Consider the following 25,619-nt stretch of genomic DNA (forward strand, 5'->3'; position numbering starts at 1 on the left):
CTAGCACGGAAACGTGTTTCAGTTTGGTTGTTCAGTCGGTTGTCTTCGCTCGCTGCTCCGTCAGAACGCCGTTCATCCATTTCCAAGCCGCTGAACGATATCGGCTGGGGCGATTCAACCAGCGATCGTTGTGTCCCGCCTTGGCGAACTCGTTTGGGAATGGTCCGAGTGCTTCGGACGTGTTGACTGGCAGGTAGGTGAAATTGCGGGCTTCGGGAAGCAGGTTGCGAATGAACTCTTCCGTTCCATACGAACCATTTTGGCAAATCAAGTAGGGACGATCCCCCACGCGTTTCAGACGCTTGCTCGCTTCGGATCGGTACTTTGCCAGAGGACTTCCCCACTGGGAACCTCGCCATTCACGCACGCCATCGAAATGGTCGTGGGTGATGAATGCGGTCCACAAGCTTGCAATCTCATCGTCATGCAATCCGATGTAGTTCACCGCGATTGCACCTCGCGAAAATCCGCAGAGGAACACTTGGTCTGGATCCGCGGAAAACTGCTTGATGATTCGGGGGACGTTGACCTTGGCATATTCCACGGTTGCCTGTTCGTCGCCCCACCAAGTGATTTGATTGCGTCTGTGGTCGTTGCTGATGAACGGCAGCGTCACCCAAATGAATTGGCCAGCGGACAATCCAAATCCCAATCCCGCGTCGGCGACTTCACCAGTCGAACCTGACGCTGGAAAGTGATTGCCGGTGTACTCGAAGATGATCGGCAAGGATTCTCCGTTAGCCGTCCAGTCTCGAGGAAGGTAGACGGTGTGGTGCACATCGGTTTCGGGGTATTCAACCGGAGTGACGGCAACTCGTTTGCCGGCGGTAGGCTCCCCTTGGGACAGCTTTGGCGTCTGCAGCAAATGTCCCGAATTGACTGGCAGCGGCGATTGCCCGTTGCCCACCGACCAGGTCGAGAGAAGAAGGCAACCACAGATGACCAGTCGACGGTTCATTCAAACCTGCTCGGAGAGTAAGGCGTCGGGTCCAGGTGTGTTGTTTGTCCGGTGACCATCTCGGCGACCAAGCGGCCCGTTGCCGGCGCGAGGCTCAAACCCAACATATTGTGGCCCGTCGCAAGCATGCCATTTTCAAGTTCCGGCAGCGAACCGATGATTGGCAAACTGTCCCAGGTCATCGGTCGCCAGCCGTACCATTGTGATTGGGCTGGCCCGTCAACGGAAGCAACCAAGTACGGCCGAGCTGAATCACGCAGTTGTTGGATTCGGTGTTTGGGAATGGAGGTGTCATAGCCTGCGAATTCCATCATTGATCCGAAGCGTAACCCATCATCAAATGGCGAGACTCCAACCTTGTGCTCTGGAAAGAGAATTGCATGACTGGGCGAGTGTTCCGGTTTCTCGATGGTGACCGAGTAGCCTTTGCCCGGTTGGACCGGGACAGAACATTGAAGTGCCGATTCCCATTTGGTGCTCCAGGCTCCCATCGCGAAAACGAAGTGGTCGCTGGTGAAGTCACCTTGGTTGGTTTCGACGGCGACGATCCGGCCGGCTTCTTTTCGGACTGATTTTAGCTCGCAGTTCTCAACGAAACGAACGCCTCGTTCTTTTAGATTCGTCGCCCATTGCGAGTTCAATTTGTCGGGACGCACCGAGGTGTCGTTGGGGTACAGAAACGCGCCTGCCAAGCCATCTTTTAGACCGGGATCAAATTTAGGCAGGTTGTTTCCGTCGATGCGAGTCGCTGGGATGCCGAACTCTTCGGATACCACTCGATCGGTTTTCGCAAAAGATTCCATGCCGCGTTCGGTTTGCAAAACGTACAGCAGGCCCTCTTCTTTCCATTCGCAATCGAGCTTCAGTCGTTCTATCAGCGAATGGTATTCGCTCATCGAGGCTTCCAGGATTGCCTGCAGCGGTTTGCCCGCCGCCAGCATCTGCCGATGGGTGCAACGTTTGGCGAACTGCATCATCCATTTCCAAAGCGCCGGACTGACCTGCGGTTTGACTCTGAATGGTGATCGTGGGTTGAAGACTGATTTCAAGGCAACGGAGAACGCTCCCGGTTCAGTCAGCGGCAGTGCATGGCTGGGGCAGATGTAACCGCAATTCGCGTGAGAGCATTCTCCCGCGATGCTGCCACGATCGATGACAGTGACGTCGAGTCCTGCCTCCTCCAAGTAGTGGGCACAAGCGATTCCAACGATGCCGGAGCCGACGATCGTCACTGATTTGGGAGATAGGATTGCGTTCATGAATCGCAGCTCACGAACGAGTGTAGGATTTTCCGGACCAGTTTTTCCACCAGCGTTGAAATTGAACGAGTTGTCTTTCGGCGAAAATTGCTTGACTCGGTGAGAGCGTGTCCGACGCATTCAATTGGAATTCGTAGTCGGCGTCTCCCAACAAGAACAGCAGGTACTTGTAGTAGAGTACCAAATCGGGGCCTTCGTCGAACGTCGACAACACCGTCAAGGCGTTGGACAATTCGCGGGCGTACTGATCAGCTTGGCAATCGCCATCGGCCGCGGCCTCGCACAATTCGACGTACTTCAGGACTTCGTTGGGCAGGCAATTGCCGATGCCGGTGATCGCGCCCGTCGCACCGCATTTGACAAAGCCGTGGTAAACCTGGGTGTCGACGCCAGCCATCAACAAGACATCGTCGCTGGCGTGGGTGATGTGTTCGCCAGCATAGGACAGCGATGCGGCACCACCGAACTCTTTGAATCCGACCAAGTTCGGGAACTCGGCTCGCAGGTCAAAGAACAAGTCGGCTTTCGTTTCGAACCCGTAGTACGGGCTGTTGTAGATCACGGCAGGCAGATTCGGGGCCGCCGAAAGGATTGCGGCGAAGTGATGTCGTTGTGCGATCGGCGATGTGGCTCGTGAGAGCACACGCGGGATCACCATCAATCCAGCCGCACCGACTTCGGCTGCGTGGCTGGCGTGAGCCGCGGCCAATGACGTGTTCTGTGCGCCGGTTCCAACGATGACGGGCACACCGGCCTGGGTCAATTCGCGAACACCTTGTTGCCGTTGCTGGTCCGTTAAGAGCGGCCAATCGCCCATAGACCCGCAGTAGACAACCGCTGTCATGCCTGCCGACATCATCTCTTGGCCTTTGCGAACCAAACCGGCGAAGTTGATTTGCCGATCAGCGTCGCATGGGGTCATCAGGGCGGGAATGCATCCTTGAAAGATAGACGCATCGACGGCGGGTTGGCTGGTGCTCATGGCGAAATCACTCTGCGATCGCGATTGAATGGTTGATGTTGGACGATAGAGTATGCTCCGATGGGCAAAGTTGTCTTGTCCGAGTCACGATAACCGACTTGAAAATGCGCACAGTCTAATAATGCCTTTAAGCAGCCTTCCGAATCAGTTGTTTGAACTGCTCGCCGAACCTTTCACGGCCGAGCGTTTGTTCGATGGTTTGCACGACACGGTGTACTTCATCAAGAACGCGGAGGGTCAATATGTCGTCGTCAACGAAACCTTGGTGCAGCGCTGCGGGCTCAAGCAAAAGTCACAATTGATTGGTCGCACGTCGGAGCAAATTTTGCGAGCACCCTTTGGTGCGAACTTCACAGCACAAGACAAAGCCGTTTTGCAGTCCGGGAAAGCACTCGAAGCTCAATTGGAATTGCACCTGTATGCATCACGAGACGAGGGGTGGTGCTTGACCAACAAGTATCCGCTCCGCGGTCGAGATGGGAACTCGGTGGGCGTTGTTGGAATCTCGCGAGATTTGGGTCGGCCGAACAAATCAAGCGATGACTATCAAAGCGTTGCCAAAGCGGTCGCCTACGCGGAGCGAAATCGTGACAAGCCAACCAGCGTGACTGACATGGCGGAGGTCGCGAATCTGTCACGTTTTCAATTGGACCGCCGGATGCGAATCGCGTTTGGTCTTAATACCGGGCAATGGTTGGTGAAGCAACGCATCGATTTTGCATGTGAACATCTCGAGACAACGGATATGCCCATCGTTGATATTGCGCATGAAGCCGGCTATGCCGATCAGAGCGCTTTCACTCGCCAGTTTCGACGTGCGACCGGAATGTCACCCAGCCACTTCCGCAAAGCCAAACAGGACAACGAACTTTAGTGGTCTGTTACAGCTAAAAGTTTGGGTTGATCGTAGTGGACCAGGCCACAAGTCCTTGGATTTGACGCCAGTTCAGGACTTGTGGCCTCATCCACTACCCTAAAAACAAGTCGTGACAGACCACTGGCTTTGACGAACCTCAGTTAGAACGCTCGGCAAGTGAGTTTGTCCATTGTCGCGCAGGAAAGCGGAAGTGAGCGGTGATGACCAATGAGTCCTTCAGGCGTTGACGCCTTTTGTACGCGGGAGCTACGGCGAACAAACGGCGTGTTTTTGATGGACAAGCTGATTCGGCAATCTCGTGATATCACTCGCGAATGCAATACAGTTTGGATGCCGTGCGGAAGTACAACGCACCGTCCGCGATCGCTGGCGTCGACCAAGTCAGTTCATCGATCTCGTTCTTGCCGACCACTTCGAACTCGGGGCCGCCCGCCAAAATGAACGTCGTGCCGTTGGTGTCGATGCAGAAGACTTGATCGTCCATCACCCACGGCGAGGCCCAAAACGCACGGGCTCGAGGGATGCGTTTCTCGTAGGCCATTTCGCCGGTCTCGGCGTTGATGCAGTGAACCACACCGCTCCGCCGCTCCAAAAGATACAGGTGACCTTTGCAGAGCACTGGCGAGGCCATCTGAATGCCCGACTCGGGATTCTTCCAGACGATGAACTCGTTCGCTGAATCTTCCGAAGTACCAATCTCGCCCTGACCTCCCGGGGCGATTGCGAACAAAAACCCGCCACCATCATCGCTGCCGCCGCGGTTTCGGTATTCGGTACCGACATACAGACGGTCGCCGATAGCAAGCGGTGTGGCTGAGCTGCGACCCTTTTGCATGTTCAATTGCCACAGCAATTCGCCGGTCTGGGGATCGTACGATCGATAGTTCGTTCCGCCCACGATCAGCTCGGTGCGGAGACTGTTCTTCCAAACGATTGGAGAGCTGTACTGGGATGGTTCATCGCGAGCAACTCGCCAAACTTCTTCGCCCGTTGCGGCATCGAGTGCGACGAGGAATGACTGCTCTTCGTTGTCGACCTGGAGGAACAGTTTGTTGTTCGATAACACGGGTGAGCTGGACGTTCCCCAGCCCGCCCGCATTTCGTACTGACCGAGGTCGCGTTGCCAAACCAGTTCTCCTTCCATGTCAAAACAGTACACCCCCATCATTCCAAAGTACGCGTAAACGTGCTTGCCGTCGGTAACCGGTGTCTCCGTCGCGTACGTGTTCGAACTATGACGTTCCATCACCGGTCGACCTTCGCGGGCGGTTTTTCGCCAAAGCTCACTGCCTGATTTTGAGTCCAAGCACACGACTTGCCATTGATATGTCTTTTGACTCGGGTCCCTGCCCTGCGCTCGATTGCTGTTGTCTCCGGCCGATTCGGCGTTCGTTTCAGATGGAACGGCCTCGGTCAGGAAGACTCGATCGTTCCAGACAACTGGGCACGACCATCCTTCGCCCCGCATGGGATGCGTCCAAGCGACGTTTTCGGTTTCGCTCCAATTTGCCGGATGTGCCGTTTCCGCAACGCCGTTCGCTTGGTCACCTCGAAATTGAGACCACTGGTCGGCTCTCGCTTGCGAGCAAATGGACAAACTTGCCAGAGCGATCGCTGCAATCAAGATAATGTGAACGCGTTGAGATCGATTCGATCGAGAGAAGGTGAGTGTCATGTTGCCCAGTGGGTTGGTGGCAATGGAGTTGTCAGGAAAGGTTGAGTGTCGCTGCAAGGGAGTTTAGCGGCGTGGAACAGTGCTGGCACGCTCGGGTTCGCGAGGAAACCCGCCGAGAGGTGGGGAAACGAGGCGTTCTAAGCGAACAACCTTTACAATTGAGCGGTGACTCAACGGATTTCATGCCGCGTAAGGGAACATTGCGATGAACCAAATCAAACGAATTAAATCTTCCACCAGGACGCTGCCTCTGCAACGTCGCCAATTCATGGAAGTCATTGGTGGAGTGACCGCCGGATTGGCGTGCAGCGAAGTTGCAATGATGCGAGGTTTACCGCGAGTCAGCGCCGCGGAAGCGAAATTGGAGCACAACACGGTTCGGTTCAGCGACGACATCGAGCCATTGGTTCGGTTGTTGGAGGACACTCCCCGAGAAAATGTCGTCCAAGCTTTTGCGGACAAAATTCGGAGTGGGACCAGCTACCGCGAAGTGTTGACCGCGTTGTTGTTGGCGGGAGTTCGCAACGTGCAGCCGAGACCTTCGGTGGGTTTCAAATTCCACGCTGTGTTGGTGGTGAACTCGGCGCACTTGGCCAGTCTTGGTTCACCGGACGAAGATCGATGGTTGCCCATTTTTTGGGCGTTGGATTATTTCAAGTCCGCCCAGTCGCAGGATGTGAAAGAAGGCGATTGGACGATGGCGGCCGTCGACGAGTCGGCTGTTCCGCCGCCGCATCTTGCCAAGAGATCTTTTGAAGAAGCGATGCAGAAATGGGACGTGGAAGCCGCCGACGTTGCCATCGCTGGCTACGTTCGTTCCGCCGGAGCCAACGAAGTCTTCGAGTCGATGACACGCTTTGGTTGCCGCGACTTCCGAAGCATTGGTCACAAAGCGATTTATGTTGCCAATGGTTTTCGAACGCTTCAGTGCATCGGCTGGCGATATGCGGAACCGGTGTTGAGATCGCTGACCTATGCATTGCTCAATCACACGGGCGAGCCCAACCCATCGACCAGCGATCTGGCGGCGGATCGTGCCGGCCGAGTGACCGAGCAACTCATCCTCGAAATGGATTCCAGTTGGAACGAGGGCAAGGTCGATCACCAAGCCGCGATCCAGCACCTCCAAGCGCTTCGTGAAGCGACACCCGAGGCCGCCGTTCGCGAGACCGCCAAGTTGATTCAATCGGGTGTGCATCCGCAATCGATCAGCGATGCGTTGTTCTTGTCGGCGGGCGAGATGGTGATGCAGCAACCGGCGATTGTCGCGTTGCACTCGGCCACATCGACCAACGCATTGCAGTATGCCTATCGAACGGTTGCAAGCGATCAAAACCGGATGCGCCTGTTGCTCCAGAACGCTGCCTTCATCCCGCACTTCCGACAAGCGATGGATTCTCGCGGCCAGGTTGGTGATTCGCAGATCAATGAGCTCACTTTCGAATCTGGCGGCGATGGTTTGGTCAGCGTTGATCAAATCTTTGACGCGGTCGGTCAAGATCGATCGCATGCCTCCGCGGCGACTTACCAGTACCTCGAATCGGATGGCAAGGCAGAGGATTTGATTCACGCCGCACGTCAGCTGACGTTCCTGAAAGGCAACGATTCGCACGATTACAAATACAGCTCCGCGGCGCTCGAAGACTATTACGCGATCTCGCCGGAACTGCGAAACCGCTACTTTGCCGCCGCGACCTATTTGCTGCCCGGGAAAAACGACCGTGACAATTCGCTGGTCACCCGAGTCCGCGAGGCGTTGGCGTGATGCGGTGGTTTGCGAGTGGCTTTGGGTTGGTGTCAGCCAATTCTCGATTCATCATTCACGACGGCCCCATCCGGGGCGGCATCCTGAACTTCAACATGGTTCTCGGGGTTTCCACCCCGAGCTAAGGACGACGGCCCCATCCGGGGCGAATGTACGAGAGTCGTTTGGTATTCGCCACGGTTCCCGCACATAACCGGCGCCAATGCCCAAACGACTCACATGATTCTTCCCCATCATTCCTGCCTACCTGCTTAGGGGATGGCGATGGTATCAGGTACGGTTTCCAGTGAATGGTAGGCGTGTTGTATCTGCGTTTCTTGAACTCGAACGATTCGTAGACCGGATGGATCTTTTCCGAGTGGTCGACCGACTGGGCCTGTGGTGATCATTTCCATCTCACCGGCTCGTCCGTAAGCGTTGCGATGGTAGTGTCCCGCGAAGATGGCTCGCACGTTGGCTTGTTTCAGCAGGGCCAACAACGGCGTACGTCGTTCCAAGGGGATGTTGAAGTACTGATCTGGTTCGTCTTCTCGTTCCAAGAACAACGGGTGATGCAGGAACACGAAAATGTGTTTGGCGTCTTTCACTCTCGGGTGTTGGAGCTGCTGCTCCAACCAGCTCTGCTGTTGTTGTAGTCGCTCGGGAGCTCCGCTGGGATCTTTTAGCAGGCTTGAATTGAGCACGACGTTGAAAACGCCACCGACCCAAAACGAAAAGTAGTCGTCGCCGAAATGTTCGTTGTAGCGAGCAATGGACGCTGCGGTGGGACGATTTCCGATGTCATGGTTTCCGCACACGCAAACCAGTGGGATCTCGGTATCGATGTTCGAAAAGTCTTGCTGGTACTGGCTGACCTGAGCTTCGTAGCGGGCTTGGTCGGGGGTGGCGTTGGTGAGGTCGCCGCAAACGATCACGAACTTTGGTTGCAGACGATTGATATGTTCGACCGCTTGTTCGACGAGAGCCTTTTCTTGGTCCAGCCCTTCGTTGCCGGTGAACATGCCGTATTGCGGGTCGGCAAGCTGCATGAAAAAGAACGGCTTGTCCCATGTTTGTTCTGTTTTCGGGTCAAACGCTTTGAAAGTCCGCTCGCTGGCCTGTTGAAAACGATTCGAATCGATTTCTGCAGGTTCATCTGCCGACAGAAACGGCGTTCCAAGCAAACAGAAAATGATCGGCAAGATTTTGGTGGATTGAGTCATCAGACTTCCGATGGTGAAGGGAGTGCAGTTTTTTAGTGCTGTATTCGTGACGTCTTGCGAACCTCGCCCGTTGGCAACGGGCGAGTCAATTTTGCTGTCGGTTGGCCACTCTTGGCCGACATCCGCAACTCGGACGGGCAAGAGTGGCCATCCTACATGCGTTGAAACCTCGGTGACGACTCAATCGACAAGCCGCAGTGGGAGGCAAGCAGTATCGTTGCCCCTACCGAGTTGAGAAGTCGTCCACTGAACCGTTGTCGGGGCGGAGACGCGTATGGAGCATCTGAATCGTCCGGATCGTTTGCCTCGGAAACGGAGCCTTCACATCGTGCCTCGTGGGCAAGCAGGTAGGAGTCTTCGGCACCGTACCGGTTTGGATCAGTGCCGCCGGCACCCCGGCGCACTCCCGGGTAAAGCCCAAACGGCTCGCATGTTGTCGTCCAATCATTTTTGCCCACCTGCTCAAGCATCCCGGATCCGCTCTAATGCGTGCCTGGATCGGTTCGAAATCGTGACTTGGAAAGCAGGAGCGTTGACAGATGGCGACGGAAACCAAAACGGCAGGCAAACGAAAGACGAAGACGGAGCGTCGCCCGAATGTTTTTCACCAGCGATTGGGGACGTTGACGTATCACCAAGCGGTCAATCTGTTGGGAGAGGAAGGCTCGCAGTTGATTCGGACAGGCGGGCGATCCTTTGAGATCCAATCGGACCGAGACGTTTACCTCGGTGGGGATTTGTTTCGAGTTCGAGTCGAAGATGCCGAGATCGAAGGTGGCTTTGCGATCGCGACGATCACGCTGAATTCGGACCGCAAGAAACAGCTTCAATTGAACTGCGATCAATGCGAGGTTCCTTGCGAACACCTGGGCGCCGCGCTGGATTATTTGCTCGATGCGAAATCGGTCTTGGGGTTGGCGATGCCGCCGGACGAATCCGTGCCGCTCGAAAATTTGACCGCCAAAGAACTTCGAGAGCGAGCGATCGCGGAGCGAACCAAGCGTGCAGATGAAGAACGCATGCGAGTTCGATCGATGAAGACCGAAACACCCTGGACAGATTATGTCGTCACCAGTGAACGATCCGGACGCACTTACCGAGTTGCGATGCGTGGATTTGACGATGGCGATTCGTATTGCACTTGCCCCGACTTTCGCACGAATCGGCTGGGGACGTGTAAGCACATTTTGCACGTCCAGAAGAAACTCAAAACTCGTTTTTCTGCTGCGAAGCTTCGTCAGCCCTACCAACGCAAACAGATTTCTCTGGCCGTCCATTATGGATCTTTCGACGGCGGCACCCCAAAAGGGTTGATGTTTCATCTGCCGGCCAAGCTGGACGAATCCGTCGTCGAAATTATCGGCGACGGGGCGACGAAACCGATGCTCGCGGCTGACGAGGTGATGAACCGCTTGAACGCGATCGAAACGGTTGGGCATGATGTGAAAATCTACCCGGATGCGGAAGCGTTTCTGCAACGCGAATTGATGCAGAAACACATTCGGCATGAATGCGATCAGATTCGGGCATCCATCAGTGATCACCCGCTGCGAACGAAGTTGCTGAACGCTGAGTTGTTGCCGTATCAGCTTGATGGGATCGCTTTCGCCGCTGGAGCGGGACGCGCGATTCTTGCCGATGACATGGGATTGGGCAAAACAATCCAAGGCATTGGCGTCGCGGAATTGCTCGCCAATCTTTCCGATATATCTCGCGTGTTGGTCGTTTGCCCCGCTTCGCTGAAAAGCCAATGGAGAGATGAAATCACTCGGTTCAGCGGCCGTTCTTCGCAGATCATTCTTGGGAAGGGCGACGAACGAATCGAGCAATACCAGGGGGATGCGTTCTTCACGATCTGCAACTACGAACAGGTTCTGCGTGATCTGACGGCGGTCGAAAACGTGGCCTGGGATTTGATCATTCTGGATGAGGGCCAACGGATCAAGAATTGGGAATCCAAAACGAGCAACGTGATTCGGCAGTTGGAGAGTCCGTTTCGGTTGGTCTTGTCCGGCACGCCACTTGAGAATCGTCTGGGGGAGTTGTTCACGGTCACGCGTTTCATCGACGATGATTTGCTTGGGCCTGCGTATCAATTTTTCAACCAGCATCACGTGGTGGATGATCGAGGCAAAACGCTTGGTTATCGACAACTCGATGTGCTGCGTGAGACGATGCGACCCGTGCTGCTTCGCCGAACGCGTGCGGAGGTTGCCAAGCAACTTCCCGATCGCACCGACGAGATCATTCGTTGTGAAGCGACCGCGGAACAGAAGGAAGCTCACGATGCGAACATGAAAATCGTCGCTCAAATTGCTGCGAAGAAGTTCATGACCGAAATGGATCGGTTGCGAATGCAGAAGTGTTTGCTGATGGCACGGATGGCTTGCGACAGCACTTACTTGCTGGATCAAGAGGCGGATGAATACAGCAGCAAACTGGATCGATTGGCGGATTTGCTGGAGGGACTGATTGCTGACCCGACTCGCAAGATCGTGTTGTTCAGTGAATGGCGACGAATGCTCAACCGCATCGAGAACCGTCTCGACGAGATCGGGTGCGACTACGTTCGGCTGGACGGCCAAGTGCCTCAAAAGAAGCGGGCTGCACTAGTTTCTCGGTTCCAAAATGATCCGGAATGCCGGGTGATCAACATGACCAACGCTGGTTCCACGGGGCTGAACCTGCAGGCCGCCAACACCGTGATCAACGTGGATTTGCCATGGAATCCTGCGGTGCTGGAACAACGCATTGCTCGCGCCTATCGGATGGGGCAGGAGAACCCGGTTCATGTTTACAAGTTGGTCACGACCAGTGAGCCGACACCGACGATCGAAGAAGGTTTGCTGACAACACTGGCGTCCAAGCAAGATCTCGCGGATGCGTCGCTCAACTTTGACAGTGACGCGTCCGAAGTCTCCATGCAAAGCGGGATGGAGGATCTCAAACGGCGGTTGGAAGTCATTTTGCCTCAGCCGATCGCGGCCCCGGTCGACGAAAGTCAGCAGCGACGAGTCGAGGCCGAAGCGGAGAAGCTCGCAGCCGAGCGAACCGAAAAGGTTTCTGCTGCAAGCGGGCAGTTGGTGACCGCCGCGCTTTCATTGGCGGGCGAGTTGATGGGGAATGGTTCGTCACCGTCCAGCGAAACCGTCGACAAGTTGACCGAGCGATTGACACAGTGCGTGGATCGTGACGAATCCGGCCGGCCTCAGTTGCGGATCAGCTTGGAGAACGACGAGTCATTGCGTTCCTTGGCGACAACACTCGCCAAACTGCTAGGGTGAGCCCGGGACGAGATGGACGGTCGATCCGTTGGGACGCTCAGTTGGTTTGGGGCGATGATTTTGGAAACCCGACGCGTCACGGTTTGTCGGTATTGCTGTAGGTTGGCCACTCTTGGCCGACGTCGGCAACTTGGACGGGCAAGAGTGCCCATCCTACATGCGTTGAAATCTCGTTGACGAATGAATTGATAAGCCGATCAGCGAGGCCCACGCGGGATACCCAAAGCCAGCCCCGTCCGGGGCGAAGGTCGTCGCTGAACGTTCCGCCAATTCGAGCCCCCGTACGATGGGCTTCCAAGCCCGTCGACATAAAAACCCATCACACTTCGGTTTCCAAAAACAAACGCTTGGAACTACTTCCCGAGAATCGCGTCGCGGAGGGTTGGTCGCCACTTGTCTTTCTGGGGATCGTAGATTCCGAACCCTGAGTAGAACTCCCAGTACGCGATTCCGATTCGTCGCTCGATGGCTTCGTCGGCGACAAATCGAGTCCAGTGGTTTCGCGAATCGATGTCGGCTTCTTGGTAGGCACCGAACTCGCCGAGATAGATTGGGATTTTGTTTTCAACGCTCCATCGCAAGGCTCGATCGAGGTCGTTGCGAACTGCCCTTTGTTGTTCGGGCATTCCGGTCCAGGTCGTGCCTTTCCATTGCTTGGATTCATCACCCAACCAACCGGCGCCTTGATGAGTGAATTGAAACGGCGAGTAGTAGTGGAAGGTCGCAACCAAGTTGGAACGATCTTGGGGAAGCTTTAGAAATTGCAACGCATCAATGGAATTGAAATTTGCAGGTCCAACCACGATCGTTCGCTCAGGATGCTTTTCGCGAATGATTGGAAGAGCGTCTGCCAGTAAGCGATTCCATTTTCCTGCGTCCAAGTTGTCGTGAGGTTCGTTGAGAACTTCGAATACCAACTCCGACGGAGCACCCGCGAATTCATCCGCGATTTGTCGCCACAATGCCAGGAAACGATCGGAATGTTGTTCGGGATTGGCGTACAAACCTTCGTAGTGATGAATGTTGATCATCACTTTCAGATCCCGGCGAAGTGCTTCGTCGACGACCCAGCGAACGCGTTGCATGAACGTGGGGCTGATTGTGTAGGGGGAAGTGTTGCTGGCGTGTGACGACCATCGCACCGGTACGCGAACCGAATCAAAACCGGCTTGCTGAATCAAGTCCACGTGTTTCGCTTTGAGTCGTGGCCCCCAATCGCCTTCGCGAGGAGCTTCCAAGGTGTTGCCAATGTTGATGCCGCGTCCGAAGAATGGGGTTTGCTTCTGAAAGAAGGCGGTTGTCTTCAGTCGTTCGAGCAATTGAGTTTCGCTCACGGCACGAATTTTCCGGATAACAAGCGAGCTTTCCTGCGACGGTTTCTCGAGCATCACGGTGATCGAGCGGATTTCGCTCGCGTCAAAGGGGATGTCGGTTTGTCCGTGCCAACTGCCGAATGCAACCCGGATCACACCCGATGCGTTTGCTGGCACGGTCGCCGCCGCAGCACTGCTTCCGTCACGTCCTCGCGATCCTGGATTGCGAGTCGACAGAATAACCTTGAGCGGTTTGTCGCCAGGGTTGAACACGTCGGCTTCCAACGCATCAAAGGCGTCCAGACGAAGCGGCGTGTCCATGAATTCGAATTGAACATGCGGGTACCCGTCGCTTGGTGGAGCAGTGAACTTCAGTTCGCCGCTGGACGGATGTTGGATCCGAACGCCTTGGGGTGTGATCTTGTTGTTCGAGGAAACGTTTGGTCCGAACAAGACCTTTTCGCTATCGGACGACTGGGCCGACGCGGTGGAACAGTTCATGCCGTGCCAACACGTGGCAGCGAGAATGAGAACGAGAGACCAAGCTGGCAAACGGAAACGGAACTCGCGATCGAACATTTCAGACTTGAGGGCAATCGTGGGAGCAAGTGTTGAGATTCAGTAACCTCTGCCGGCAATCATATCCCATCCGAAAGCAAAACGAAGATGCACCAAACGCAGCCCAAATGTCGCGTCGTGTTCAGCTACAATGGCTGAGTTCGTCGAAGGATGACTCCCGCCCTACCTGATCCGCCCACTGATCGTCCCCACCATCGGTCATCGGCTCTCGATCCAGCCCCTGGAACCGCAGCCATGTTGAATTTGACTTCGCGTGCCAAGACGCATACTTGCAACGGGACCACCCGGCGCGATTTTCTGCAGGTTGGAACCCTCGGAATGCTTGGTTTTGGCTTGCCACAATTGCTGGCCGCGGAAGCAGCCGGTGCGGCTGGGAAGAACACCGATCGAAAATCATGCATCATGATTTTTAACCTGGGAGCCCCCAGTCAAATGGATACCTTCGACCCGAAGCCGAATGCACCGGCGGAGGTTCGCGGGCCCTTTCAAACGATTGCGACGCGGGGTGACTTTGAGCTGACTGAGATTTTGCCCAAGCATGCGGAGATCGCCGACAAGTTTTCGATCGTTCGATCGTGCTATCACACGGCCGCCGCCGTTCACGATGCGGGATGGCAGATGCTGCAGACCGGTCGTCAGTTCACAGGTGGAGTGAACTACCCGCATGCCGGTGCCGTCGTCGAATATTTGCAGGGACGACGCACGGACTTGCCCGCTCATGTGGTGTTGCCGCAAACGATGGGACGTGGCGGTGGGAATTTGCCCAATGGACAAGCCGGTGGTTTTCTTGGCAAAGCCTATGACCCGTTTGCGTTGATGGCCGACCCGAGCAAGCCAAACTTCAAAGTTCCCGACCTGTTGCCACCAGCGTCGCTGCCGGATGTTCGTATCGATCGACGAAGACGAATGCGTGATTCCATCGAAAGCCACATGGCTCGGTTCGAAGCGACCGAATCGGCGAAGCTGTTCGATGCCAACTTCGAGGCCGCTTACCGGATGATGAACAGCCCCGAGGCGCGGATGGCGTTTGACCTCTCTAAAGAACCCACGGCGGTGCGGGAACGCTATGGCATGAACCGCTTCGGCCAATGTTGTTTGCTGGCCCGTCGGTTGATCGAAGCCGGGGTGCGGTTCGTCACCATCAACACATTCTTGACGGTCTTCAATGAAGTGACTTGGGACATCCACGGCAGCAAGCCGTTCACGACCATCGAAGGCATGAAGAACATTGTGGCTCCCATGTATGATCAAGCGTACTCGGCATTGATCACGGATTTGCATGATCGCGGTTTGCTCGATGACACGATGGTTTGTGGACTGGCTGAATTCGGACGCACGCCCAAAGTCAATCCGGCGGGAGGACGAGATCACTGGCCGCAGTGTTTCTCATGCACGTTCGCTGGTGGTGGCGTGGTCGGAGGAAGAGCCGTCGGGAAATCGGACCCGGTCGGAGGCGTTCCCGCGGATCGCCCGACCAACCCCGGCGAGATCATCGCAACGATTTACAGGGCAATGGATCTTGATCTGCACGCGGAGTTGCCTGGTCCCGGCGGACGCCCGTTTCCGTTGGTAGACTTCGGTGTTCGCGAAATCAAGGAGCTGTTCGCGTGAGAAGTTCATTCATCCAAACAGCCTTTTGCATATTGGCGATGTTTGCCGCGTCTCTCGGCACAAAGCCAATCGCGAATGCGGACTCGCCTGAGTCAATCGTATTGTTGCCGCAGCAAGTTGAGTTGTCACATGCTGGTGACTTGCAGCGTCTATCGGTTGCAACGTGGCAAGACGGAATCGCTGGATCGACGATCGATGATGTGACGATCGAGACGTCTGACCCGAGCATCGTCAAAGTGGTGGAGCAAACCCTGCACGCGGTTTCCGATGGCGTCGCGACAGTGACGGCCACCACGACGGACGGCAAATCCACCGCGACAGATGTTACGGTCGGCGGTACGAAGCAGCCTCACCAGTGGAGCTTTCGAAACGATGTGCAAAGCGTGCTGGCAAAACAGGGCTGCAACATGGGTGCGTGCCATGGGGCTTTGGCCGGCAAGGGCGGATTTGTGCTGTCGTTGCGTGGGTACGACAGCAACGCAGATTTTCATTCCATCACTCGGCAAGCACGCGGGCGCCGAATCGAAATGGCCGATCCTGGCCGCAGTCTGTTGCTCGCGAAACCAACGGGAGCCTTGCCACACAAAGGCGGCCTGCGTCTGGACACAAAATCGCGAGACTATGAGATATTGGCCCAGTGGATCGCCAACGGTGCCGCGGCTCCTTCCGAAGATGACGCGTTGATCGAGAAGATCACTGTGACGCCAGAGAACGCCAAGCTGCATCCGGGTGATAATTCTCAAGTACTCGTGACCGCTCACTACGACGATGGCACCTCGAGGGATGTGACTCATTGGTCGCAATTCACCGCCACCGATGAGGCGGTCGCGGGGGTGGATGAAACCGGGCGAGTTCAGATCAATGGAAGCGGTGAAGCAGCGGTGTTGGTTTGGTATGCCAGCAAGGTTGCTTTGGCAAGAATGACGGTGCCCTATCCGAATCAGGTTGCGGCGGAGGTTTACGCGTCAGCACCTCGTCGCAATTTTATCGACGACCTGAATCTGCAGCAGCTTCAAACACTTCAGTTGCCACCGTCTGCTCCATGCGATGATGAAACGTTTCTTCGTCGTGCGACGTTGGACACTATCGGGCGGCTACCGACCAAGTCTGAAAGCGAGGAGTATTTCTCCGCACCAGAACACCAGCGTCGTGATGCATTGATCGACCAATTGCTGGCGGCGGAGTCGTTCACGGATTACTGGTCGTACAAGTGGTCCGATGTGCTGGTCATCAATGGGAACAAACTTCGTCCGGTCGCGGTCAAGTCCTATTACGATTGGCTGCACGAAAGCGTCCGCACGAACAAGCCATGGGACGTTCTGGTTCGCGAGATTCTGACATCCACTGGCAGCAGTGCGACCAACGGTGCCACCAACTTTTTTGCGGTCAATCAAACGCCGGAGGATATGACCGAAAGTGCTTGTCAATCGTTCTTGGGATTGTCGATCGGATGTGCGAAGTGCCACAACCATCCGCTCGAAAAATGGACAAACGACCAATACTACGCCATGGCGAACCTGTTTTCACGAGTCCGGGCAAAAGGCTGGGGCGGTGATTCGCGAAACGGTGATGGCGTGCGGCAACTGTATGTTTCGACGTCTGGCGAGTTGGTGCAACCCAATCTCGGAAAAGCACAGCCGCCCGCTCCGCTCGATTCCGAACCGATGGCGTTTGACGATCCCCGAGATCGCCGGGAAGTCTTGGCTGAATGGTTGACCGACCCAGCCAATCCGTACTTCGCACGCTCGATCACCAATCGCATTTGGGCAAACTTCTTTGGTCGAGGGTTGGTTGAACAGGTCGATGATCTTCGGCTGAGCAATCCCGCCAGCAACGAGGACCTGCTCAACGCGGCGGCCCAGCACCTGAGTGATTCCGGTTTCGATCTCAAGACGTTGATGCGAACGATCTTGCAAAGTGAAACCTATCAGCGGAGCAGTTTGACGGTCGAGGGAAACCGCGAAGATCCGAAGTATCTGAGTCACTACGCACCTCGACGTTTGATGGCGGAAGTATTGCTCGATTCGATGGATCAGGTTTTGGGGACATCAACGTCGTTCACCGAGATTGCTTTTGCGGGCGCCGACAAGCAGAAGACGGATTTTTACAGCGCCGGCACACGAGCGATTGAGCTCTACGATTCCGCTGTCGATTCGTATTTCCTGAAAACCTTTGGCCGCAATCCTCGCGAGATTGTTTGTGAGTGCGAGCGTGATGCCGAGCCGTCGATGGTTCAGGTCCTTCACTTGTCCAATGGTGAAACGTTGAACCCCAAGTTGAACGATCCGGCGAGTTTGCCCAGTCTTGCGGCAGCCGAAAGGTGGGATCGTGACGAGTACCTCGACGTCTTGTTTCAAAGGGCGTTGTCTCGAGTCCCGACGGCGGCGGAGCGTCAATCACTTGTTTCGGTGATGGACGAATACGGAGAGGACCAAACCACCGCGATGCGAGACGTCGCTTGGAGCGTTTTGACCAGCGTCGAGTTCACCTACAACCATTGAAGCGATCCCCGATGAGAACTCACTGCATCTTTTTGTTGTTGGCTGTTTGCTGTTCTTCGATGAACGCTTTCGCGGTCGACTTTGTCGAAGACGTGGCGCCGATTCTGCAAACGTATTGCGTCGGTTGTCATGCCGAGGATGATGCGCAGGGCGGATTGGCGATGGACACGCACGCTGCTTTGATCAGCGGTGGTGACTCGGGGTTGGCACTCACCCCGGGTGTTGTATCGAGCAGCCGAATGTTTCTGATGGCATCGGGCAAGCTCGAACCGGTGATGCCACCCGATGACATGGAAGGCCCAAGCGAAGAAGAACTTGCGATCTTGGCTGATTGGATCGAAGAAGGTGCGGAGGGTCCGGACGGAGACATGCCGATTCGTCGCGAACTGAAAACACCGAAAATTGCGACTTCTTCCGATGCGAATTTGCCAGTCACCGCGATTGCTCGCTCTAGCGATGGTGCATGGCATGCGACTGCGAAGTTTGGGGCGATCACTTTGGTCAACCTCGCCCGTGGCGAGTCGATGGAAGTTGCGAATCCCTGGGGCAAAGTCAATTCACTTCAATTCAATGGTGATGGCACGCAACTGCTGGCCGCATCGGGGCTGACCGGTGGTTACGGACAAGCGACCTTGTTCAACGTGGCCGATGGTAGCGTGCGTCAGGAGTTGGTTGGTCACCGTGACGTTTTGTACGCGGCTGAGTTTTCGCCTGACGGAAAACGAATCGCAACGGCGGGCTACGACCGGAAAATTCTAATTTGGGACACGAGCAACGGTGAGGTCGTTCAGGAATTACTTGGCCACAACGGCGCGATCTTTGATCTCGCGTTTTCTCCGGATGACGCGTTGCTCATCTCAGCTTGCGCTGACGAAACGGTCAAGGTTTGGGATGTGGCGACCGGACAACGCTTGGACACTCTCAGCCAACCCGAAGGCGAAGTGAATAGCGTTCTGTTCTCAAAGGACGGACGGTGGATGTTGGCAGGCAGCGCCGACAATCGTCTTCGAGTTTGGAAGTTGGTCTCAAAGTCAGAGCCCGCGATCAACCCGATTGTGCAGACCCGGTTTGTTGATGAGTCACCAATATCGGGGATGACGCTGACTCCCGATGGCCGCGGTTTGGTGATCGTCAGTGAAGCGGGCAATGCCAAGTTGCTTCGAACCGACGATTGGTCGGTGGTCGGAGCGATGGAGCCCTTGGGCGAAACACCCAGTGAACTGTTTGTGTCCGCGGATGGGACTAAGGCCACCATCGCGTTGATGGATGGCCGCGTTGTGGACCGAGTCCTGCCTGAGATCATACCGCGAGGCTCCGGACCGAAACGCACAACATTGGAGCCGGTTTACTTGGATCTCGGGCCGCTGGTTTCTTTGGAGGAGTCGAAGCTCGATTTTATCGATGGTGTCGCCGACGTCGGGCGTGGTTGTGAGGTCACCGGATCGCTGACAACGACGGGCGAAGAAGACTGCTATCGATTTTCCGCTGGCCGTGGTGAAGCGTGGATGATCGAAGCGGATGCGACTACGGGGGACCTGGATCCAAAAATCGTTTTGTTGGATGAAGCTGGTCATCCGCTGTTGCGAACCAGGTTGCAAGCGATTCGAGACACCTACTTCACTTTTCGCGGCAAGAACAGCGGCCAGGTCAATGACTTTCGATTGTTTGGTTGGCAAGAGATTGGTTTGAATCAATACCTCTACTCCAGTGGTGAGGTCACGAAGACATGGCGACATCCGCGTGGTCCGGACTCCGGGTTTGACGTGTATCCCGGGGCGGGAAATCGGCACACCTATTTTGGCACCACTCACACGACTCATGCGTTGGGGGAACCCGCCTATGTCGTTCGCGAATTGGGACTGGGCGAGAAACCGGAGCCGAATGGATTGCCCGTGTTCGATGTGTTCTATGAAAACGATGACGATCCGAGTCGTATGGCGGGTGAGTCCAGCCGGTTGGATTTCGTCGCTCCACGCGATGGGGATTTCACCGTATGTGTTGGCGATACTCGTGGGCATTCCGGCGATGATTTTCGGTATCGACTGCGAATTCGACCGGCGGCACCATCGTATTCGGCGTCGATTGGCAAAATGAACGCCAGCATTCCGGCCGGGGCAGGCCGCAAGATCGACTTAAGTGTTCAGCGCATCGATGGATTCGACGGACCCGTCACGTTTGAGATTGGGGATTTGCCGTCGGGTTGGCACTCCAATTTCCCCGTGGTTGTCGAAGCCAACCAGCGTTCTGCCGAAGGCGCGATCTTCATTCCAAGTGGAACGCAAACTCCTGCGGGAAAGGTCGATTTGCAAGTCACGGCCAAAGCGGAGATTTTGGATCGCCGCGTTGAGCGGCATGCGGGAACGATCACGGGGCTGACCGTTGGAACGCCACCCAGCGTGATTCCGATGATTCAGCCCGTCGATCGAGACGTTCCGGAAAACGAAGATTGGACGCTCGTGATTCCTCGCGGCACAACCGTATCAGCGCGGATTGTGCTTCGGCGCGGCAAGGATACGAAAGGTAAGGTGAACAACGGCGAGATTCGATTCGGGAAGGAGGGCAGCGGACACAATGCCGCCCATGGTGTCTACGTCGACAACATTGGACTGAGCGGTTTGCTGGTCCTGCCCAACGAGAACGAACGAGAGATGTTCATCACGGCTGATCCTGTCGCTGCCTTGGGAAAACGATCGTTCTTCCTGATCGCAGAGACTGACGGTGGTGTGGCTAGTTTTCCCATCACGATTGATGTTCAAGATGCAGCCGCGCTCAGTGCTTCCGCCGAATAAACTTTTTGGTGTCCAACGTCATCCAACCATTCGGGGAATTGATTCTCAGTCTTTCCCGAAATAGACAGGGTTGTTGTCGTCACTGGAAAGCTGCATTTGGATAAGCAAAGAATGTCTGTTCGCCGTTGGACCGAATTCTGTCTCGTTTCCACTTTGCTGTGGTTCGTGATGGCGGAATTGGCAAGTGCGGCGACTTTTGCGAGTTTCTCCGCTTCCCGCCACAATCGTTTTTTAGGCGACGATTCTCTGAATCCCGATTTCTGGTTGGATCACTCTTTGCTGACCGGCGTGGCAGTCCGGCGTGCCGTGCTGATCACGCCGCTGCACTACGTCACCGCAACTCATACGGGGATGATCAATCCGACGTTTGTGGCCGCTGATGGGACGCGGCACACTTACACGGCGGAGTCATCCACTGTGTTGCAAACAACATTGCAAAATGATTTGGTGCTGTCGAGTGGCACAACACTCATGGCCGGAACGGTTCATAACAGCGATTTGTTGCTGGTGACATTGGATGCACCTGTGCCGGCGAGCGACGGGATCACGCCAATGCCCGTTTTGGGAGGTGGGTACTTTGACATGCTGGGCCGGAGCATGATCGTCCAAGGTCAAAACTCACAGTTCGGTTCCGACACGATCGACTTCACTCAAACGGTGAGGCTCAACACCGGTGCAATCACCGAGTCGGTCATTTATCGGTGGGATCATCCGTTGGGCGGAGGCGGCATGGATGAACTCACCTTGGTTGGTGGTGACTCGGGTGAAGGCTCGTTCGTTGAACATGGTGGCGAGTATCTTTTCACGGGGACGAACATGGGCATCTACACCGATCCCGATACGTCGGAAAAGTTCAGTTTCAACAACTTCGTTTCGCCCTACGTGGATTTGATTGCCTCCGAAGTCGCCGCGGATGGTTTTTCGATCAGGGTCGTTGCGGTTCCCGAACCTTCGATGGCGTTGGCGATGCTTACAACGATGGGTTTTGTATGGGGACGACGACGTACCAAGCGATCCCGACCGCATGGACGAGTGAGGCGAGCAAAACCATCAGATGCCAAACCGCGTGCAAGTAAGGAGCTCGTCGGTCGTTCATGAGAAAGACGGTTCCTAAGCTGTAGAGGACACCGCCAATGAACATCGCGTATGCGAGTTCGACCGGAACGTTGCGGATCAACGGAATGGCAGGCAGCCATCCGAGTAGCAAGTAAGACACGACGCTGATTGAATGCAGCCGGTGCATCCTCACAGCTTTGTTGAAGAAGCCTGCCAACGCGGCCACCCACATCGCCGTCAGCAATGGGATTCGCCAGCCATCGGGTGAGTAGGCGTAGGCGATCGGAGTGTAGGTTCCGATGATCATCAAATAGATCGCCGCTTGGTCACACGCACGAAAGCGATCAAGCCAAGGTTGTTCCAAGTACACGTGCGACAAAGTCGAGCAAACAAAGGTGGTCACGACCGACGCGGCATAGACACCACAAGCGATCGCCAATCCAGGTTCGCCCGCCGATGATCGGACCAGCGCGGCGCCGACAATACACCAAAGCGCCGCCGACAAGCCGTGCGTCCATGCGTTGGCCCATTCCTGTTCGGGCTGAATCGGTGGTGCATCAAAGGTGTGATCCAACGTCTATTTTCCCTTCAGGAGGTTTTCGTCACGCAGCCAACGCAAACACAGTTCAGGCCAAAGGTCGTCGGCTCGACCGTCCATGCGACCGCCAAAACCATGGCCGCTCCCCGTGAATACGTGCAATGCCGATGGCACGCCGGCTTCGTGCAATTTGGTAAACGTCGTCACGCAGTTCATCACCGTCAATCGGTCGTCTTCTGCGTGGGCCAAGAACATGGGTGGTGAATCTTCAGTGATCTCAATTCCATTCAGTTCATCGGGTGAGTCTTCTTTGACAAGCCATGCGGGATAAATGAGACAGGCGAAATCGGGCAAGCGAATCTGTTGATCAGCATCATCGATCGCATCGTACTGACGTTCCGTGATCGTTGCGGTACGACACGCCGCCTGGCCGCCAGCGGAGAAGCCCATCACGCCAACTTTGTCCGGAGTTTCGCCGGTGACTTTGCCGGCTCGGATCAGGGCGATCGTCCGCTGGATGTCTTGGACAGGTGGTTTCCATCTCGGTTCCATTGTCCGAGTCGGCACGCGATACTTCAGAACAACGCTGGTCACGCCGCCCGCGACCAACTGCTCGGCGATCTCGGTGCCTTCCAAGTCCCAAGCCAAAATCGAAAACCCTCCACCCGGGCAGACGACAATGACGGTCTTGGACGGATTGCCGTCTGCATCTTTGGCGGGAAAAACATGCATTTCTGGCGTGGACACATTGCCCAAACGCATCAAGCGTTTTCCACCAATTTTGTTGTCTGTCGGTTTGGTGAGGTCGGCTTCCGGTTCAGTTGGTGCGTCCCACTTCGGTGGATCCGATGGCCAGACGGGAAGTACGTCGCTTGGGTCGGCTCCATAACAGTCGGTGCAGACACCAGTGGCGGACGCCATCATCGCGATCAGAGCGAAGCTCCAAAGCCAATTTCGTTTGGCCAAGCCAGTCGTTTTCATTGCGAGCAAATCTGTGAGTGGGATTCATTTGGAAGACAGGCCGACATCGTAACCCATGCGTCGATCACGCGCGGCTCCACCAGAATCGGACCAGGTCGGCGACCTGCTCGCCTTCGATTTCATCGCCGAGCATCAACTCGTCCGCGAGTGCTGCGATTGCCGACCAGCACGGATCTGACGCGACGATTTTACATAGACGGACGATGGTTTCTCGCATCAATCGGATTTGTTGAGCCGCTTGCGGTTTGAGGGCCGCCGCGCACAACTGGGCTTGCTGCCAATCGCTCTGCCAAGCCCGTACGTCCAACAACTCCTCGTCACCGCTTTGGTACACAAACTCGGCAACGGGTCCCGCAAGGATCGTCAGCAATTCACGTTGGCGTTGCCAGTTGTCACTTGGGTCGACGCGTCCCCAATTGACGATGCAGTCGCCAAATCGACGTGGCAAGTCACCGTCTTCATCATCGAACATGGACGCTTGGGAAAGCGTGACTCGGTCGATTTGGGCACCCAATGCGCAACCAACGATCGCGTGACCGGCCTCGTGATAGGCAGTCACCAATTCATCGTCATCGTCTGGCCAAGTCCAATCCAAGACAGCTACCCGTACTCGCGGTTCGTATCGCGAGACATCCTAGTGCATCGTCCCGCGATCGTCTCCGGGGGCGGCAGGCGTTCGAGGCGATTGGCGGCTAGGCGGGGCGGCTGATTCGGTAGTTCTTTGTGCGGACAACGAGTGTATGATCGCGCATGAAAAAACCGCCGCAAGTGATCAACACTTGGCCGGTTCAGTCATACTGTTGATGAAGCTCAGGGCCTGAGCTTCCGAAAATTGTTTCTTGGACAGAAACTCGGAGCCCGAGTTTCCGACATGTCTGTCTGGTCAAGAAGATCGGGGCCCGAGCTTGTAGAAAACTCGGGCCCCGAGTTTTAAAAATCAACTAGTTCAGCATTTGCTTGACTTCGGACATCACAGCAGCGACGTCGATCTTGTCAGCATCGAACTCGTGACGTGCGACGACTTGCGAGTCGTTGGCGATCACGACAGTGATTTGTGCGTCTTCGGACAATTTGTAGTTTGCAGGACCATTCTTATCCTTGGCAACGACGACCGGCACATTCTTAGCAGCCATCTTTTTGCCTTCGCTTTTCATGCTGTCAGCTTTTTCGCCGAACAGAGTGACAAAGCTTTTCAGTTGTGCGTCACCATTGGAGGCGACGGCGGAGTCAAGTTCCTTCACCAACTTCGCGACGGGTTCGCTGGTTTGGCGAGCGAAGACCATGACCATCGGACGCGAGCCGTATTTGCAGCGGTAGCACAATGCTTCGCCGGCTTCGACACCATCATCTTCTGCACCAGCGACCTTGGTCACGTAGAACGCGCCGATTGGATCACCTTGGCACAGTCCTTTGTCAGCAGTGGCAGGGTCTGCGGCGAACGCAGCAGGGATTGCCATTGCACAGGCCAGGGCAGCAGTCAAAAACAAACGCGACATCAAGCTTCTCCGTTTGAAGCGGGGATACTTCGCGAGATCAGACGATGTTGTCCGATGCCTCGCAGGAAATAGGTCTATTGCTAAACAATGACGATCAGAACGATTTGTCCGCCATTGCACGCCCAAAAGTCGCCAAGATTCGACGGCTTCGGCGGTTGCTGTTCATTATTCCACCGCCGAATCGCTTCGGCTAGTGACGATCGCGTCAATTGTACCGCGACGACTACCGCGATTGGGTTCAAACTGATGGCAACGTTTACCCCAAACGCACAATTGCGTTGAAGGTTACAGAGTGTATCAACTCTTACCCGAAAGGAATTTCCAATGAATTTCGCTCGTACCATTGCCGCTGTTGCGGTTGCCGTTTGTATCTCGTCCGCTTCGTCCGCCAGTGCTTGTGGCCTTCTCGGCTGTGGCAACGACTGCTGCGACGCGGCTCCTGTTTGCTGCGAAGCTCCAGCACCTGTCTGCTGCGAACCAGCTCCCGTTTGCTGCCCACCAGCACCCGTGAAGGTTTCCTGGTGCGTCAAGAACCCTTTGACTTGCTGTCCCGTTGAAGTCAGCGCCTGCGTTCCTGCTTGCTGCGAAAACGTGATCCCAGAATTGGTTTGCTGCAAAAAAGGTTTCTTGGGTCGCAAAGTCATGACCTTCAGCTTCCCTTGCTGTGACACTTGCGTGGACGTTGTCTTCACGCCATTGGGCCGCGTCATCGTTCGCGACTGAATTTGAGTTTGGTGGCGAGATCACACATCG

Annotated in this window: 17 protein-coding genes and 1 pseudogene; 8 read left to right on the forward strand and 10 right to left on the reverse strand. The window is 55.6% G+C overall.

Annotation, left to right across the window (positions count from 1 at the left end):
• Positions 1-31: 31 nt before the first annotated feature.
• Genes B2R17_RS13195 through B2R17_RS13205 form a run of 3 tightly spaced genes read right to left on the reverse strand, consistent with a single transcriptional unit; the run spans position 32 to position 3,199 of the window.
• The gene (locus B2R17_RS13195) at positions 32-958 is read right to left on the reverse strand and encodes a hypothetical protein (RefSeq protein WP_286764347.1); all 927 of its coding nucleotides are present in this window, start codon (positions 956-958) and stop codon (positions 32-34) included.
• Positions 955-2,217, reverse strand: coding sequence for an NAD(P)/FAD-dependent oxidoreductase (locus B2R17_RS13200; RefSeq protein ID WP_286764348.1), 1,263 nt, complete (start codon positions 2,215-2,217; stop codon positions 955-957). The genes B2R17_RS13195 and B2R17_RS13200 overlap by 4 nt, the downstream gene beginning before the upstream one ends.
• A gap of 10 nt (positions 2,218-2,227) precedes the next feature.
• Positions 2,228-3,199: a dihydrodipicolinate synthase family protein gene (locus B2R17_RS13205; RefSeq protein WP_008660740.1), complete on the reverse strand. Its 972-nt coding sequence runs from the start codon at positions 3,197-3,199 to the stop codon at positions 2,228-2,230.
• Positions 3,200-3,320: 121 nt separating this feature from the next.
• Here B2R17_RS13205 and B2R17_RS13210 point away from each other — a divergent pair, with 121 nt between their 5' ends.
• Entirely contained in the window at positions 3,321-4,073 is a 753-nt protein-coding gene (locus B2R17_RS13210) for an AraC family transcriptional regulator (protein WP_008660739.1), read from the forward strand.
• A gap of 307 nt (positions 4,074-4,380) precedes the next feature.
• Here B2R17_RS13210 and B2R17_RS13215 read toward each other — a convergent pair whose 3' ends face one another.
• Positions 4,381-5,751 carry a PQQ-binding-like beta-propeller repeat protein gene (locus B2R17_RS13215; protein ID WP_286764349.1) on the reverse strand — a complete coding sequence of 457 codons (1,371 nt, stop codon included), beginning with the start codon at positions 5,749-5,751 and terminating at the stop codon, positions 4,381-4,383.
• 205 nt (positions 5,752-5,956) lie between these two features.
• Here B2R17_RS13215 and B2R17_RS13220 point away from each other — a divergent pair, with 205 nt between their 5' ends.
• Positions 5,957-7,516 carry a hypothetical protein gene (locus B2R17_RS13220; protein WP_286764350.1) on the forward strand — a complete coding sequence of 520 codons (1,560 nt, stop codon included), beginning with the start codon at positions 5,957-5,959 and terminating at the stop codon, positions 7,514-7,516.
• Positions 7,517-7,767: 251 nt separating this feature from the next.
• On the opposite strand, the gene B2R17_RS13225 is transcribed toward B2R17_RS13220, so the two are convergent.
• Entirely contained in the window at positions 7,768-8,718 is a 951-nt protein-coding gene (locus B2R17_RS13225) for a metallophosphoesterase (RefSeq protein ID WP_286764351.1), read from the reverse strand.
• 539 nt (positions 8,719-9,257) lie between these two features.
• On the opposite strand from B2R17_RS13225, the gene B2R17_RS13230 reads away from it, so the two are divergent.
• The gene (locus B2R17_RS13230; RefSeq protein ID WP_286764352.1) at positions 9,258-12,002 is read left to right on the forward strand and encodes a DEAD/DEAH box helicase; all 2,745 of its coding nucleotides are present in this window, start codon (positions 9,258-9,260) and stop codon (positions 12,000-12,002) included.
• A gap of 353 nt (positions 12,003-12,355) precedes the next feature.
• On the opposite strand, the gene B2R17_RS13235 is transcribed toward B2R17_RS13230, so the two are convergent.
• The gene (locus B2R17_RS13235; RefSeq protein ID WP_286764353.1) at positions 12,356-13,816 is read right to left on the reverse strand and encodes a glycoside hydrolase family 5 protein; all 1,461 of its coding nucleotides are present in this window, start codon (positions 13,814-13,816) and stop codon (positions 12,356-12,358) included.
• A 312-nt stretch (positions 13,817-14,128) separates the two neighbouring features.
• On the opposite strand from B2R17_RS13235, the gene B2R17_RS13240 reads away from it, so the two are divergent.
• From B2R17_RS13240 to B2R17_RS13255, 4 genes are all read left to right on the forward strand, one after another.
• Positions 14,129-15,505: a DUF1501 domain-containing protein gene (locus tag B2R17_RS13240; protein ID WP_286764354.1), complete on the forward strand. Its 1,377-nt coding sequence runs from the start codon at positions 14,129-14,131 to the stop codon at positions 15,503-15,505.
• Complete coding sequence (locus tag B2R17_RS13245; RefSeq protein ID WP_286764355.1) at positions 15,502-18,006, forward strand: DUF1553 domain-containing protein; 2,505 nt, start codon at positions 15,502-15,504, stop codon at positions 18,004-18,006. Before B2R17_RS13240 ends, B2R17_RS13245 begins: the two co-directional genes overlap by 4 nt.
• 11 nt (positions 18,007-18,017) lie before the next feature.
• A complete protein-coding gene (locus B2R17_RS13250) occupies positions 18,018-20,795 on the forward strand; it encodes a c-type cytochrome domain-containing protein (RefSeq protein ID WP_286764356.1) in 2,778 nt (925 codons plus the stop codon).
• A 111-nt stretch (positions 20,796-20,906) separates the two neighbouring features.
• Complete coding sequence (locus tag B2R17_RS13255; RefSeq protein ID WP_286764357.1) at positions 20,907-21,893, forward strand: PEP-CTERM sorting domain-containing protein; 987 nt, start codon at positions 20,907-20,909, stop codon at positions 21,891-21,893.
• Here the strand turns inward: B2R17_RS13255 and trhA are convergent.
• The 4 genes and pseudogenes from trhA to B2R17_RS13275 form a co-directional block, all read right to left on the reverse strand.
• A pseudogene (trhA, locus tag B2R17_RS13260) lies at positions 21,859-22,425 on the reverse strand (PAQR family membrane homeostasis protein TrhA); the annotation flags it as partial. The gene B2R17_RS13255 and the pseudogene trhA sit on opposite strands and share 35 nt — an antisense overlap.
• Positions 22,426-22,428: 3 nt before the next feature.
• Positions 22,429-23,370 (reverse strand): alpha/beta hydrolase, encoded by a 942-nt coding sequence (locus B2R17_RS13265; RefSeq protein WP_286764358.1) that lies wholly within the window; start codon positions 23,368-23,370, stop codon positions 22,429-22,431.
• Between the two features lie 64 nt (positions 23,371-23,434).
• Positions 23,435-23,965, reverse strand: a complete 531-nt coding sequence (locus tag B2R17_RS13270) for a cell division protein FtsH (RefSeq protein ID WP_286764359.1) — start codon at positions 23,963-23,965, stop codon at positions 23,435-23,437.
• Between the two features lie 346 nt (positions 23,966-24,311).
• Positions 24,312-24,866, reverse strand: coding sequence for a hypothetical protein (locus B2R17_RS13275; RefSeq protein ID WP_286764360.1), 555 nt, complete (start codon positions 24,864-24,866; stop codon positions 24,312-24,314).
• A 324-nt stretch (positions 24,867-25,190) separates the two neighbouring features.
• On the opposite strand from B2R17_RS13275, the gene B2R17_RS13280 reads away from it, so the two are divergent.
• Entirely contained in the window at positions 25,191-25,589 is a 399-nt protein-coding gene (locus tag B2R17_RS13280) for a hypothetical protein (RefSeq protein ID WP_081605747.1), read from the forward strand.
• Positions 25,590-25,619: the final 30 nt, after the last annotated feature.

It is taken from the genome of Rhodopirellula sp. UBA1907 (assembly GCF_002337565.1).
GTDB lineage: Bacteria > Planctomycetota > Planctomycetia > Pirellulales > Pirellulaceae > Rhodopirellula > Rhodopirellula europaea.